This window comes from Variovorax sp. 05L425 (assembly GCF_056397705.1).
The window spans coordinates 1-13427 of the sequence record NZ_JBFTNY010000030.1 but is presented as its reverse complement, the minus strand read 5'-3'; the positions used below and the strand labels follow the sequence as shown (position 1 = coordinate 13427).

Below are 13427 nucleotides of genomic sequence, written 5' to 3'. Positions count from 1 at the left end.
CATGGCGACGTGTTCTTCCTCACCGGTAGCCGCTGCGGACCTTGCCGCGGAACACCCAGTACACCCCGAAGGTGTAGATCGCAATCACCGGCAGCACCACCGCGGCACCGTAGAACAGGAAGCGGAGCGATTCCTCCGGCGCAGCCGCACTGGCCACGGTGACCGCGTACGGGACCATGTAGGGCCAGAACATCACGCCGAGCGTCAGGTAGGCCGCCGCGATGAACACCACCGTCAGCGTGTACGCGACACCATCGCGGCGCGCACGAGCCCCCATGATGACGCCGATCAACGAGGCGACGGCCACCGCGACGAAGACCCATCCCCATGGCCGATCCTTCAGGTGACTCTGCGCGATCGCACCTGCATCGAAGCTCAACGACACGGCGAATGCCAGTCCGAGCACCACGAAGACGGCCACCGCGAGCCAGGGAATGCGGCGATAGGCCCAGTCCCGCAGATCGCCTTCGCTCTTGAGCACGATCCAGCCCGCACCCAGCAGCGCATAGCCAAAGACGAGGCCAATGCCGGTCAGGACCGAGAACGGATGCAGCCATTCGAGGGACGTGCCCGCGAACTGGCCATTCGCCACTGGAAGGCCCCGCATCAACGCCCCCACGGCGGCCCCCTGCACGAAGGCGACCACTGTCGATCCCAGGAAGAATCCCGTGTCCCACAGCCAGCGTGTCTTCACGCTGCGGAAGCGGAATTCGAAGGCGACGCCGCGAAAGATCAAGCCGACGAGCAACAACAGCACCGGCAGATAGAACGCCCCCAGGAACACGGCATACACCACCGGGAAGGTCGCGAACAGGCCCGCGCCGATGATCACCAGCCAGGTCTCGTTGCCGTCCCAGAACGGCGCGATGGTGTCCATCATGTGCAGGCGGTGGTCCTGCTCGCTGGTGGTGCCGAAAAGAATCCCCACGCCAAGGTCGAAGCCGTCCAGGATCACGTAGACCAGGATCGAGATGGCGATGACCGCCGCCCAGAAGAGCGCCAGGTCGCTGGGCACGGCCGGGCTCACCGCGTGCCTCCGGATCCGCCGTTGGGCGCAGCGTCCGTGCGCGCGGCGATGGCCAGCGGCCGGCTGCCGGTGACGTTGCCCGTGGCTTGCGTCTTGGCACGCGGTCCCTGGCGCAGGAGCTTGTAGATGTAGTAGATGCCGAAGGAAATGAAGAGCCAGTACACCACCACGTAGACGATTAGCGAGGTCAGCACGTCACCCGTGGTCAGCGAGGGGGTGACGGCGTCCTTGGTGCGCAGCAGGCCGTAGACCACCCAGGGCTGGCGTCCGATCTCCGCCGTGTACCAGCCGGTGAGGATGGCGACGAAGCCGGTCGGGAAGGCCGCGAAGGTGATCCACAGGAACCAGCGCGACGACTCCAGCTTGCCCCGCCATCGCAGGAAATTGCCGAGCCACGAGACGGCCAGCATGATGAGGCCCATGCCGACCATCAGCCGGAAGGTCCAGAAGGGAATCAGCACCGGCGGCCAGTCTTCGCGAGGAAAAGACTCGAGGCCGCGCTCGGGGGCGGTGAGGTTGCCCGATGCGATGAGGCTGCCGAGCTTGGGCACCGTGATGGCGAAGAGGTTGCGCTGGTTCGCCTCGTCGGGGATGGCGACCAGGACTTCGCTGGCGGGCTGCTCGTTCTTCCAGCGTGCCTCGATCGCAGCGAACTTGGCGGGCTGGTGGGCCAGCACGTACAGGCCCGTCAGGTGGCCGAAGAAGAGTTGGACCGGGATCAGCACGGCGGCCAGCCCGAGGCCCCAGTGGAGCATCATCCGGCCTTCATCGAAGTGCACGCGGCGCAGGAGATACCAGGCACCGGTCGCCGACACGCACATCGAAGTCGTCAGCAAGGCGGCGAGCAGCATGTGCGGCCAGCGCACCATCTGTATGGGCCCCAGCACGATCTGCATCCAGTCGGCCGGAATGATCTTGCCGTCCACGATCGTGTGGCCCAGCGGCACCTGCATCCAGCTGTTGTTGGCCAGGATCCAGAACGACGAGAACATCGTGCCCAGCGACACCATGCAGCACGAGAAGAAATAGAAGCGCGGCGATACCCGGTCGCGCCCGAGCAGCATCACGCCGAAGAAAGTCGCCTCGAGCATGAAGGCCGTGAAGCCCTCATAGCCGAGCAACGGTCCTTGAATCGAACCGGTCTTGACGGCGAGCACACCCCAGTTGGTTCCGAACTGGAACGCCATCACGATGCCCGTGACCACCCCCATGCCGAAAGACACGGCAAAGATTGGCAGCCAGAAGTCGAACACCCTGCGATAGAGCGCGTTGCCCGTCGCCAGCCTGGCGCCTTCGATGGTGGCCAGCCAAGCCGCGAGCCCGATCGTGAAGGCGGGAAAGATGATGTGGAAGCTGATCACGAACCCGAACTGGATTCGCGACAGTGTCACGGGGTCGAGGTCCATGTTCGAACTCCCGTTTCATTTCTTCGCTGCGGCGCTGTCCAGGCCCAGGATGACGACCTTCGCGTGCCTCGGCTTCGTTGGCCATGCGACCATGGTGAATCCGTCGGCGACAGCAACCTTCTGCGCGCCATCCGCCGTGTACGTGATCACGCCGCCTCCGATCGCGCCGCCGCTTCCGAGCGGGCCTCCCCAGAGCTTCTCCCCGGTGGAGGCGTCAAGCGCATAGAAATTGCCGCCGAGGTCGGCAAAGAACACGATGCCCCCGGCCGTCGGCGTGATCCCGGCGACGATGGGATAGTTGGACTTGACCCGCCACTTCCAGACACCGGTGTCTGCGTCGCTGGCATAGATCCATCCGGCCCAATGTCCGTCGGTTTTGTCTTCCTTGCCGAACATGTTGATGGGATTGAGCGTTGCCATTCCGGTCCAGGGCTGGCCGACGGCCACTTTTCGCATCCTCTCATCGGTCTTGATCGTCACCGTATCGCACCAGTCGACGGTGCCGGTGATGACGAGATTCGTGGTCGGATCGAAACCTGGCGTGTTCCATTCGGTGCCTCCCACCGGACCCGGACAGAAGTGAACGTCCTGGCCGACGGCGAACGTGCCCTCGGCATTCTCGATTTGGGTGACCGGCACGCGGTAGATCAAGTTGTTGCTGGGGAGCTCGTAGCCATAGAGGTGCCCATCCTTCGGAGCGACCGACATGAGCTGCTTGCCGCCCATGGTCTGATGCAGGATGGGTGGACTGGACACATCCCAGTCATGCCAGTCCTTCTTCACGACCTTGAAGTTGTTCTTGTAGTCGCCCGTCTTGGCATCGAGGACCACGACCGAGTCCGTGAAGAGGTTTTCGCCTTCGCGTGCCCCTGAGGCGAAGTCAGGGGCCGGATTGCCTCCCGGGACGTACAGCAAGCCATTCTTGATATCGAGGGTGTACGAGGTCCAGGTGCCGCCGCCGCTGATCGGTATGCCTGGCGCGTTGTTCCAGGTCTTCCCGTCGAGCGGTGACTTGCCTTCCGGTCCACGGACGACGTCGCCCTCGGCTTTGGGAACGAGGAAGAACTGCCAGACGACCTTGCCGGTCTTGCCGTCGAGTGCGTAGACGTTACCCTTGCCACCCTTGTAGTCGCCGCCGGCATTGCCGATGTAGACGAGGCCATCCCAAGCGATCGGCGCCGAAGGCACCGACTCGCCGCGCTTCGGATCGCAGATGGTCGTCTCCCACACCTGCTTGCCGGTCTTGAAGTCGAAGGCCAGCACCCGGCAGTCCTGCGTCCCGCGGAACAGCAGGCCGTCCATGTAGGCGGCGCCGCGATTGGCCGGCAGGAGCCCGCCGGGATAGTCCAGGCGGGTGCGCCAGTTCTCGGCGCACGTGGTCGGATTGATGGAGAAGATTTCGAACTCGGCCGTGCCGATCAAGGCGTTGTTCACCATGATCAGACCCGATTCGAAAGCGGTGAAGATGCCGAGGTCGTAAGTGCACAGGATCTTCAGGTTCCCGACATTCTTCGTGTTGATCTCGGCGAGCGGCGAGAAGCGCTGCGAGGTCGGTGTCCGGTTGTAGCTCGGCCAGTCTCCGGCGCTCGCGTTCGGCCAGGGCGCGTCGGCGACAGGCGATGAAGGCGCTGCGGCTGCGGGCGCCTTGTAGGCGGGATTCGATTCCACAGCCAGCGTGCCCGCCGGCGTAGACAGCGACTTGAGAAAGTTGAGTCCCATGCCGCCGTAGGTCGTCATCGGCACCGGGAACGCGACATAGAGCGCTCCGGCGATGGCCCCGCCAACCACAACGAGCACGCCGATGATGGCGAAGATCCTTTTCATGCTTCTACCCCGATCGTGTAGGAACGCACCGACGATTGTGGCCACGGCGTCCGAGTACGCCATCCCAGCGGCCACCTACCTCCACGTACGTGGAAAGCGACCGGGGCTACCTACGCGCCTTGAAGCACTTGTTGTGGATCTGCTCGTAGACTTCGACGCATTCCAGTTGCCAACCTTCACATCAATCCCATGCCCATGTTTCCGGACGACATCTACACCGAGCCTTCCAACCTCGATGGGCGAACCCTCGCCAACCTCGGCCCACTGCGCAGGATGGCGGGCGTTTGGCAGGGCGAGAAAGGCGTGGACGTCAAGCCCAAGGCGCAGGGGCCGAAGACGCAGGTCTATGTGGAGCACTACGAACTGCAGCCGATCGATCCACAGACCAATGGCCCGCAAGTGCTGTATGGCCTGCGCTATCACACCTTCATCCACAAGCCGGGCCTGACCAAGATGTATCACGATCAGGTCGGCTACTGGCTGTGGGAACCTGCCACCAGCACCGTCATGCTCACGCTGGCGATCCCGCGCGGCCAGATCGCGATGGCGAGCGGCCATGTGGATGCAGATGCGGACCGCTTCGAACTCGTCGCTGCGCGCGGGAGCCTCGTCAACGGCATCGTGTCCAACCCGTTCATCGAGCATGCATTCACCACGCTGGAGTGGCGCATCCAGGTGGCGTTCAATGCCGATGGCACCTGGGCGTACAACCAGGACACGGTCATGCAGATCCAGGGGCTGGCCGAGCCCTTTCATCACACGGACCGCAACACGCTCTCGAAGATCGGTGAGCCGACTCTCAATCCCTTGGCTATGCAGGGCTGAGGGATCTGCGGGCGAGCGACTACTTCGCCTTCAGAGTCAGGGCGCGAAGATGCTCGGCCAGATCGAGCGCGCCATCGTTGTCGGGATTGGCCTTGTTGAATTGATAGGACCTTGAAGGCCGGCAATGCCTGGCCGATACTGCCTTGACTCGGCTCCGTGCGATCCAGCGCCTAATACAGTCCCGGAGGTGGACAGTGACTGAAGCTGATCCCTACTTTCTAGGCTATCGCCAGGCGGAGCAAGATCGCCTGGGGCGACAAGCGGAAGAGCTTGCCGCCGATTCGAACTGGCTGTTCGATCACATCGGTGTAGCTGCGGGCTGGCGCGTGATCGAGATTGGCTGTGGCCCCCAGGGTTGCGTGGGCCTTCTCGCGGAGCGCGTCGGCGCGACGGGCCGAGTCGTCGGCGTGGAACGCAGCGCCGAGCAAGTGCAGCGTGCACGAGGCTTCGTCGCGGACTGCCATCTGACGAACGTCGAAGTCCTGCATGCCGATGGGCGCAAGACAGGTTTGCCTGAGCAGTCGTTCGATCTCGCGACCGCGCGGCTGGTTCTGGTCAACATTCCGCAACCCGAGGGCCTGGTGCATGAGATGGTCCGTCTTGTCCGACCCGGTGGCGTGGTGGCCCTACATGAGGCCGAGGCAACCACGCAGCGATGCGATCCACCCCACCACGCCCAAACCCGTTTGCTTGATCTGCTCAACACGTCGGCTGGAATGGACGGGATTGACCGGACGATCGGCTCCAAGGTGCCGCGTTTGATGCGTGAAGCCGGGTTGGTGGATATTCGCGTGCAACCGTGGGTCCACGCGTACCCTGTGGGCCATGGGCGTCGAATGCTGCTGCTTGATTTCGTAGAGAACGCGCGGGCCAGGCTCCTCGATCAGCAACTGATCGGAGAAACCGAACTGAACGAGTTGGCGGCCCTTCTGAAGCGTCACCTCGAAGACCCTGAAACACTGGTGCTGTCGAGCGTCTTCATTCAGGCCTGGGGTCGCATGCCGGAGCGGCCATAGGTGCCATACTCCGGCCCTGGCGGACGATCCGAAGTAGCTCGCAATGGCATATCAGGTTCGTCCATCGCGCGAGCGCACTTCCGAAGGAGCGGCTATGCGTCTGGCCGAGGCCCTGAAGATCCTCACTCTTGTACTGGGCATCTGCCTTGCCGCCCCTTCACGTGCAGAAGACGGCGGGCCGGTCAGGTTCGTGGTGCCCTTCGAAGGCGGCTCTGCCGCGGCGCTCGCGCTCTACATGGCCGAACGTGCGAACGCGGATGACGGCTCCCACATCTATATCGATGAAAAGCCCGGCGCGAGCGGCCGCATTGGCGCCATGTTGGTCAAGAATGCGGCGCCCGACGGCAAGACCATTGCGCTGTTTCCCTTCGTGGTGCCCGTCCTGGCGCCGCTGATCTTCAAGGATGTCCACTACGACGCGGTGCACGACTTCGCTCCGGTCTCGCAGATTGCGACATACACCTTGGCGCTCGCGGTGCCGAACGATCATCCCGCCACCTCGCTCGCAGGGTTCGTGGCCTGGGCGAAGGACCATCCGACGCAATCGTTCTACGGAATGGGCGCCGCGGGAAGCCTGGCTCAGTTTCTCGGCGTCATGATCGCGCGGGAGACGGGCATCGAGTTGAAGCCTGTGGCTTACAAGGGCGCCGGGCCAATGACGGTCGATCTCGTGGGGGGGCATATTCCTGCCGGCATTTCATCGACCTCCGACTTCATCGAGATGCATCACGCGCACAAGCTTCGGATCATTGCGGTGTCGGGCGCGCAGCGCTTGGCGCAACTGCCGGATGTGCCGACGTTTGCCGAGCAAGGCTATCCATCGATCCAGGCCGCCGGCTGGGTCGGCGTCTTCGCTCCATCCGGAACCCCGAAGAAGGACATCGACCGATGGTCAACGGTGTTCGCGACGATCGTGCATTCGCCGCAATCGACGGCCAAATTCGCCGAGTGGGGACTCGAACCCACTGGCACCACGTCGGATGAACTCGCAGCGACCCTGGCAGCCGATATTGCGCGCTGGGCGCCCATCGTGAAGGCGTCGGGCTTTCACGCTGACTAGGGTCGCCCGAAACACGATCAACCGGACGTCATCGATGGCTGTGCGCCCCTCCAATGCCCGCACGACACCGACTGCCATGCGACTCGCTCCCGACTCGCTGGTGGCCCAGGTGCAAGGGCCGACGTCGGTCTCGGCGCACGACCTGCTGCGCTTCGAGCGCCTGCTGTCGGATCTGTCGGCGACATTCATCGCGCTGCCCTCCCAGGAAATCGACGGTGCCATCCGTGACTGTCTGGCGCGCATCGTCTCGACACTTGGCATCGATCGATCCACGCTCAGTCGGGTCTTCCCCTTGAGCGGGCGGATGGAGGTCACCCATACGTTCGCGGCGGAAGGTATCGGGCCGCCGCTGATGAACGTTGCGGCGCGCGAATTCGCCCCCTGGTCCCTCAGGATGGTGATGGCCAATCGGCCGGTGGTTTTCGAGCGCCTTGACGACCTGCCGCCCGAAGCCACCGTCGACAAGGAGACGCTGCGCAGCATCGGCCTCAAATCGCATGTGACGATGCCGATCATCGTGGCCGGCGAACTGCATGGCGCCCTGAGCTTCGGTTGCGTCCGCGCGGAACGCAACTGGCCGGACGACCTTCTGAGCCGCATGCGGCTGCTGGCGAACGTCCTCGGCAGCGCCCTGGCGCGCAAGCATACGCAGGAGCAGCTCGACCATGCGATCGGGTTCGAGCGGCTGGCCAGTGGCATCCTGGCCTCCCTGGTGCTGGCCGAGCCGGGCCAGACCGAAGCTGCGATCGGAATCGGCCTGCGCCAGATCGGCCAGTTCATGGAGGCCCAACGGGTCGGGCTCTGGGAACGCACATCCGGCGACGCCACGTTTCACTCCGTTCAGCGCTGGCATGCCGACGGCTTTGCGCCGCCGTTCGCCGTGGGCGACACACCCGATCTCCCCTGGACCATGCAGCGCCTGGCGGCAGGCAACGTCGTTCGCCTGCCTCGGGTCGGCGATCTTCCGCGCGAAGCCGAGGTCGACCGCATCGCGTTGCAGGCAGCCGGCGTTCGATCGTTGTTTGCAGTGCCGATCTCCGTCTCGGGCAAGGTCGCGGGTGCCTTGTCGATCGCGAGCACACAGCTCGAACACGAATGGCCGGACGCGTTGATGCCCGGTGTCAGCCTGCTGGCCGAGGTGTTCGGCAGCCTTCACGCGCGAGATACGGCTGAACGCCGCAAGCTCGCCGCGGAGGTCGAGGCGGCGCATTGGCGCGAACGGCTGGCGCATCTGGTCCGGGTTCATACGGCGGGCGAGATGTCGGTCGCACTCGCCCACGAGATCACCCAACCGCTGGGCGCCATCGAGAACTACGCGCTGGCGGCGCGCCGGCGTGCCGGCGAATCGGCGCCTGACCTGACGCGCGTGTCGGAGTTGCTGGACAAAGTCATCGGACAGGCCACACGCGCCGGCGACGTGGTCACGCGCATGCGAAGCATGGTGCAGCGGCACGCGCTGGATCCGAAACTGATCGACATCGAACGCGCCATCGCCGAATGCATCGGCATGGTGAAGATGGACTGCGACCTGCGCGAGATCGATGTCCGTTTGTCGGCGCAGAGCGGACTGCCACCGGTCAAAGTCGACGAGATCCATTTGCAGCAGGTGGTGCTGAACCTGCTGCGCAACGCGATGGAGGCCATCGAGCAAGGTGGTGGCGAGCGCGTGGTCAGCGTCTCCATTGCGCTCAACCAGCGCGAGGAAATCCAGGTGGAGGTCGCGGACACCGGCAGCGGCATTGCCGAAGGCGATCTGGAGCGGGTCTTCGAGTCCTTCTACTCGACCAAGGCGAGCGGCCTGGGGGTTGGCCTGGCCATCTGCCGCAAGCTGATCGAGGCGCATGGCGGCATGCTGTGGGCCTCGCACAATCCGACCGGCGGCGCCCTCTTCCGATTCACCATCCCGACCGCCGCGCAGGGCGACTGAAAAATCATGGCCGAATCCGGGCGAGTACGGCGTCCAACGCGGGGCCGCCAGTTTCCCTGGCCGGCCTGTCCAGCGTGCCCAGCGTCGGATCGCTTCAAGGCTAAGGAGCCTGCACCACGGAGCTTGCTGCTGTGCGGGCGATCTGCAATCGACGTTCGACTTCTGAATCGACGACCGCATGCAGCGCTGTCAATTCGGTGCGGGTGAAATAGCGCTGACTATCGCGTACGTTCTCCAAGTGCATGAGCAGGCAACGGACGCATGAGGCGGCGTGATACGCCTCATGCAATGCGTCGAAGGCTGCCGTAGCCTGCATGCGCGAAGCGGCGAAGGAGGAGACGTTCGGGTGGCGCGCGAGCGCGCAGGTAGGGTGTGCCATGAATGGCCTCCAAGGATGGCGGTTTGCTACAACCGCCGCACCCACTGCTAAACGGGGGCGGCGACTCGAACGGGTTAGCAGACCGGGCCATCCTTGCGGAAACCGGCAGGCCCTTGCGGGCCTCCCATCCGAGCCGCCAAAACATGGGGCACAGACAACGAAGCCGCACGATCTGCGGAACAGAACTGCGGCTTGCGTCGCAGGATGGCAATGGGCTGCTAAACCCGATCACGCCTTTTTTGACGTGACGGGCGCGAGTATATCGGCGCCCCTTTTCATGCTCGGACCACAGGGTCATCGTCATTGCCAGTCTGGTGAGCCTCACCTGCGCCATGCCTTGCGAGTCTTCGGATTCCGTGAAGACGCGAAGGTTCGATCGCCAATGGCTACTCCCGGCAACCTGGGGGCGAGCTACTTCTTCCTGAAGGTGTCGTGGCAGGTCTTGCAGGTCTCGCCCAACGGGCCCATGGCGGCTTTCAGTGCGTCGAGGTTGCCGGCTTTCGCGGCGACCAGGAGCTTCTCCGTGTCGGACATTAACGTCTCGCTCAGCTCCTTGAATTTCGCCTGCTCCTGCCAGATCTCAGGCTTGGCCTTGCCGCCTTCCGTGCCGGGCCCGAATCCGGCCCAGGGAAGCTTCGATATTTCGACCACGACTTCTGCGTTGGCCACCGCGGCCGTCGCGTCGTAGGGCACCCTGCCGGCGGCCATGGCACCCAGGCGGCCGACGTGCTGGCCCTGGATGAACATCGCGCTCTGACGGTACTTGATGGCATCTTCGGTCTTGGCGAACTGCGCGCCGGCCGACATGGAAAAGCCGCCGCAAGTGGCAACCAGGATGAAGGGGACAAGGGTTTTCATTCGTTAGTCCTTCTTGTTCGCGCACCGCGGAGTACGGCGCCCACCAGTTTCGAATTGCTGCGGTTCGAGTCTGGAGACAGCCCGCGGCACGGTTGATTCCGCGGTAAAGCGGAACGTTCATTCCCGGAAACGCACGATCGGTTCAATACCCATGAAGCCAGTTGGGTACGCCCTCGATTGCACCAAGCGAAAGACAGGATTAGCATGATGCCGACCGCCCGGAGGTGAGTGAGCGGCCTGGAGCCGAAGAACCGTGAGCACTCAACGTAACTTGTCCGTCGGACTGCCATTGGGGTTCGCTCTGGCGTCGCCCACATCATGAGTGACCGGCGCATCCTCATCGTGGCTCACCGGACCGCGGCCTCGCCCAAGCTGCTCGCCGCCGTCGCCGAGCGAGCCGCACGCGGGCCGTGCAAGTTCACGCTCCTGGTCCCTCGGCCGTATTGGGACCCGGACACCGAAGAAGCGGCCATCACGCTCGAGCTCGCGATTCCGCTGCTCGACGTGGCCGCGGGCTCGCATGTGCAGGGGATCGTCGGGGCCACCGACCCGTACGAGGCCGTACACCAGACGCTCGAGCGCGAGAAGTACGACGAGGTCATCGTCTCGACGCTGCCAGAGCGGATCTCCCGGTGGTTGCGCCTCGACCTCGCCCATCGCATCGAGCGGTTCGGCGTGCCCGTGAGCGTCGTGACTGCGGAGCAGGCGAAGCGCACCCTCTCGCCGGGAGCCGGGTCGGGCTGATCGGACGCCGCGGTCAATCTACGGCGCGGGGTAGTCCCAAACGTCGGGCGGCAGCTTGTCCTTGAGCGATGCATACATGGCGTCGCGGGACAGTTTCAGCGCCGGGGCCCTGCTCGTTGTCCACGATGACCTCCAAGCTCTCGAGCTTGCTCGGCACCGAGGACCACCAGCCGCGAGCGGTCCTCACCCAGCCTCTTGGTGCGCCGCGCCGCCCGCACCCGCGCGACGGGACGGAATCCAATAGGCCAACGCCCCAGCCGCCACCAATGCGATCAACCCGGTCGCAGCGATGCCCAGGGCCAGGGACAGGCTGGCGGCCAGGAACGACAGCAGCGCCGGACCGCTCGAAGAACCGATATCCGACATCAGGCGCCACACGCCCAGGAAATGCGCACGCCCGTGCCGTGGCGAGTGATCGGCGCCGAGCGTCATGATCATCCCCGAGCCGATGCCGTTGCCGAAGCCGATCGCCAGCGCGGCGATCAGCAGTGTGACGAATCCGGTACTCAGCGGCATCAGCAGCATCGCCATGCCCATGATCAGCATCGACGGCACCGCGACCCAGCGCCGGCCCTTGTGATCCATCACCTTGCCTGCCGGATAGAACACCAGCATGTCGATGCCGCCGGCCAGGCCGTAGATCAAGGAAGCCACCGCAGGCGCCAGCGCCAGGTGCTCAGCCCACAGCGGTATGACGGCCTGCCGCGATGCCCGTACCGCACTGACCAGTACCACCCCTACGCCCACGGTGAGAAACACGCGGCGGTAATCCTTCAGCGTGGAGATGAGGGTCACGGACGCCGGGGTGCTCTGTCCGGCAGGCGCTGGCGGCACTTCCAGGTCGGGAATGCGCGCGCCGATTCCCGCCGCGCCCAGGACCCCGACGATCCCGATGACGTAGGCCGCCGAGAGGCCGAAGACGTGCACTGCCGCTGCGGCAAGAAAGGGGCCGACGAACATGCCGATGCGCATCACGCCGCCGAGCGTCGAGAGCGCCCGCGCGCGATACACGACCGGAACGGCTTCTGACATGTAGCTCTGGCGCGCCAGGTTGTAGACGGCCTGCGACATGCCCACCATGAGGCAGCCCGTCGCGAACAGGCTCAGGTGCGAAGTCCATAGGCACAAAGCCATGCCCAGGCCGCTCCAGATACCAGCGACAACGATGGCCCAGCGCTCGCCCCAGCGCATGGTGATGAGCGATGCCGGGATGTTGTTGATCAGCGAGCCGATGCTGATCAGCCCGACCACCAGCGCAGCCATTGACACCGAGGCCCCCAGGTCGCGCGCCGTGAGCGGAATGATGGGAAGGATCGCGCCTTCGCCCAAACCGAACAGCAAGGAAGGTCCAAAGGCCGGGACGGCTATCTTGCGGAGAGAAAACGTGGATGAGGCGAAAGAAGCGGGTGGTGGAGGGGAAGACATGCAGGAGGAATTCTCGGCCCGCCGGAATTGACAAGCGGGGCTCGATTGTGTCGCCGAACTCAGGCCTTCACCGCGATCGGGAAATGCGCTTGAAATCCATCCGTGCCCCGCTCGAACGGCACGGTGACAGCGTCTCGCGCAGCCGGAGAGAGATTGCGCCACAGGAAGTCGCGCGCGTTGCCCTGCTCGCCCGCCACGTAAAGCTGCGTGGTCAGCAGTTCGCGCGTGCCGAGCCTTACCTTGAAGTGAATGTGCGGCGTGCGGCCGCTGTACGCCACGGGCCGGATCGTGTGGAAGCGGTAGCTGCCGTCCGCACCGACGGCGACGCGACCGAAACCCTGGAACGCGGCGTCGGCGCGGTCGCCGTCGCCCGGGTGGTGGTAGTGCCCGTTCTCATCGCATTGCCAGATCTCGACCTGCGCGCCACGCAGTGGCTTTCCGTCGAGGTCCGTCACGATGCCGTCCACCCAGGTGGGTTCACCGTCACGGTAGTTCAGCGTGCCGTTGCGCAGGAGATCGTAGTCAGTGTCCTTCGGCAAGCGGACCGGATAGAAAGGCCCTTCCGTCTGAGAAGGCGTCGCGGTGCGCGCCGCCGCCGGCTGCGCGCGTGGTCCCAGCCATAGCGCGGGCGACGCGACCAGTGCAGCAGCAACGGTGCGCCGAGAAAGTTCAATGCTGGAGCGAACGAATGCTGGTTCTGGTGTAGCCATCATGACCTTTCGGGTTCCGCTCGCAAGTTTAGGCGCGTAGCGCGCGACCACGGCGAATACATACGCAACCGTCGCACAACCACGGAGCCCGGTATGCGGTGCGGGCTGTGCGACCCTTCTGCGCCGCCGAAGCGCGCAGCCTCAGGCGGATCAGGGCCGCGTGTGTCTGAGCGAAGCGAGTTTCACGCGGACCCCGCCTGAGGCGAGCACTGCAGGGATGCAGGGA

At 64.6% G+C, this 13427-nt stretch carries 12 protein-coding genes; 5 read left to right on the top strand and 7 right to left on the bottom strand.

Annotated elements, in window-relative coordinates:
- Positions 1–19: 19 nt before the first annotated feature.
- From cydB to AC1DN9_RS25915, 3 genes are read right to left on the bottom strand one after another with little or no spacing between them, the layout of a single operon-like run.
- The gene (cydB, locus tag AC1DN9_RS25925) at positions 20–1027 is read right to left on the bottom strand and encodes a cytochrome d ubiquinol oxidase subunit II (RefSeq protein WP_478104770.1); all 1008 of its coding nucleotides are present in this window, start codon (positions 1025–1027) and stop codon (positions 20–22) included.
- A complete protein-coding gene (locus AC1DN9_RS25920) occupies positions 1024–2433 on the bottom strand; it encodes a cytochrome ubiquinol oxidase subunit I (RefSeq protein ID WP_478104769.1) in 1410 nt (469 codons plus the stop codon). Before AC1DN9_RS25920 ends, cydB begins: the two co-directional genes overlap by 4 nt.
- A 15-nt stretch (positions 2434–2448) precedes the next feature.
- Positions 2449–4257, bottom strand: coding sequence for an outer membrane protein assembly factor BamB family protein (locus AC1DN9_RS25915; RefSeq protein ID WP_478104768.1), 1809 nt, complete (start codon positions 4255–4257; stop codon positions 2449–2451).
- 189 nt (positions 4258–4446) lie between these two features.
- On the opposite strand from AC1DN9_RS25915, the gene AC1DN9_RS25910 reads away from it, so the two are divergent.
- From AC1DN9_RS25910 to AC1DN9_RS25895, 4 genes are all read left to right on the top strand, one after another.
- Positions 4447–5082, top strand: coding sequence for an FABP family protein (locus tag AC1DN9_RS25910; RefSeq protein WP_478104767.1), 636 nt, complete (start codon positions 4447–4449; stop codon positions 5080–5082).
- A gap of 194 nt (positions 5083–5276) precedes the next feature.
- The gene (locus tag AC1DN9_RS25905) at positions 5277–6098 is read left to right on the top strand and encodes a methyltransferase domain-containing protein (RefSeq protein ID WP_478104765.1); all 822 of its coding nucleotides are present in this window, start codon (positions 5277–5279) and stop codon (positions 6096–6098) included.
- Positions 6099–6192: 94 nt separating this feature from the next.
- Positions 6193–7158: a tripartite tricarboxylate transporter substrate-binding protein gene (locus AC1DN9_RS25900; protein WP_478104764.1), complete on the top strand. Its 966-nt coding sequence runs from the start codon at positions 6193–6195 to the stop codon at positions 7156–7158.
- 76 nt (positions 7159–7234) lie between these two features.
- Positions 7235–9085, top strand: coding sequence for a GAF domain-containing sensor histidine kinase (locus tag AC1DN9_RS25895; RefSeq protein ID WP_478104762.1), 1851 nt, complete (start codon positions 7235–7237; stop codon positions 9083–9085).
- Positions 9086–9185: 100 nt separating this feature from the next.
- On the opposite strand, the gene AC1DN9_RS25890 is transcribed toward AC1DN9_RS25895, so the two are convergent.
- Positions 9186–9464: a hypothetical protein gene (locus tag AC1DN9_RS25890; RefSeq protein WP_478104761.1), complete on the bottom strand. Its 279-nt coding sequence runs from the start codon at positions 9462–9464 to the stop codon at positions 9186–9188.
- Between the two features lie 411 nt (positions 9465–9875).
- On the bottom strand, positions 9876–10322 hold the full coding sequence (locus AC1DN9_RS25885) for a c-type cytochrome (RefSeq protein WP_478104760.1): 447 nt from the start codon (positions 10320–10322) through the stop codon (positions 9876–9878).
- A 342-nt stretch (positions 10323–10664) separates the two neighbouring features.
- On the opposite strand from AC1DN9_RS25885, the gene AC1DN9_RS25880 reads away from it, so the two are divergent.
- Positions 10665–11066: a hypothetical protein gene (locus AC1DN9_RS25880; RefSeq protein WP_478104759.1), complete on the top strand. Its 402-nt coding sequence runs from the start codon at positions 10665–10667 to the stop codon at positions 11064–11066.
- A 183-nt stretch (positions 11067–11249) separates the two neighbouring features.
- On the opposite strand, the gene AC1DN9_RS25875 is transcribed toward AC1DN9_RS25880, so the two are convergent.
- Entirely contained in the window at positions 11250–12491 is a 1242-nt protein-coding gene (locus AC1DN9_RS25875) for an MFS transporter (protein ID WP_478104757.1), read from the bottom strand.
- Positions 12492–12550: 59 nt separating this feature from the next.
- On the bottom strand, positions 12551–13201 hold the full coding sequence (locus AC1DN9_RS25870; RefSeq protein WP_478104756.1) for a dioxygenase family protein: 651 nt from the start codon (positions 13199–13201) through the stop codon (positions 12551–12553).
- Between the last annotated feature and the right edge of the window lie 226 nt (positions 13202–13427).

Bases quoted from the DNA above. Each gene is read 5' to 3' on its own strand.
- AC1DN9_RS25920 (WP_478104769.1), bottom strand. From the start codon at position 2,433: ATGGACCTCGACCCCGTGACACTGTCGCGAATCCAGTTCGGGTTCGTG.
- AC1DN9_RS25915 (WP_478104768.1), bottom strand. From the start codon at position 4,257: ATGAAAAGGATCTTCGCCATCATCGGCGTGCTCGTTGTGGTTGGCGGG.
- AC1DN9_RS25910 (WP_478104767.1), top strand. From the start codon at position 4,447: ATGCCCATGTTTCCGGACGACATCTACACCGAGCCTTCCAACCTCGAT.
- AC1DN9_RS25900 (WP_478104764.1), top strand. From the start codon at position 6,193: ATGCGTCTGGCCGAGGCCCTGAAGATCCTCACTCTTGTACTGGGCATC.
- AC1DN9_RS25895 (WP_478104762.1), top strand. From the start codon at position 7,235: ATGCGACTCGCTCCCGACTCGCTGGTGGCCCAGGTGCAAGGGCCGACG.
- AC1DN9_RS25890 (WP_478104761.1), bottom strand. From the start codon at position 9,464: ATGGCACACCCTACCTGCGCGCTCGCGCGCCACCCGAACGTCTCCTCC.
- AC1DN9_RS25885 (WP_478104760.1), bottom strand. From the start codon at position 10,322: ATGAAAACCCTTGTCCCCTTCATCCTGGTTGCCACTTGCGGCGGCTTT.
- AC1DN9_RS25875 (WP_478104757.1), bottom strand. From the start codon at position 12,491: ATGTCTTCCCCTCCACCACCCGCTTCTTTCGCCTCATCCACGTTTTCT.
- AC1DN9_RS25870 (WP_478104756.1), bottom strand. From the start codon at position 13,201: ATGGCTACACCAGAACCAGCATTCGTTCGCTCCAGCATTGAACTTTCT.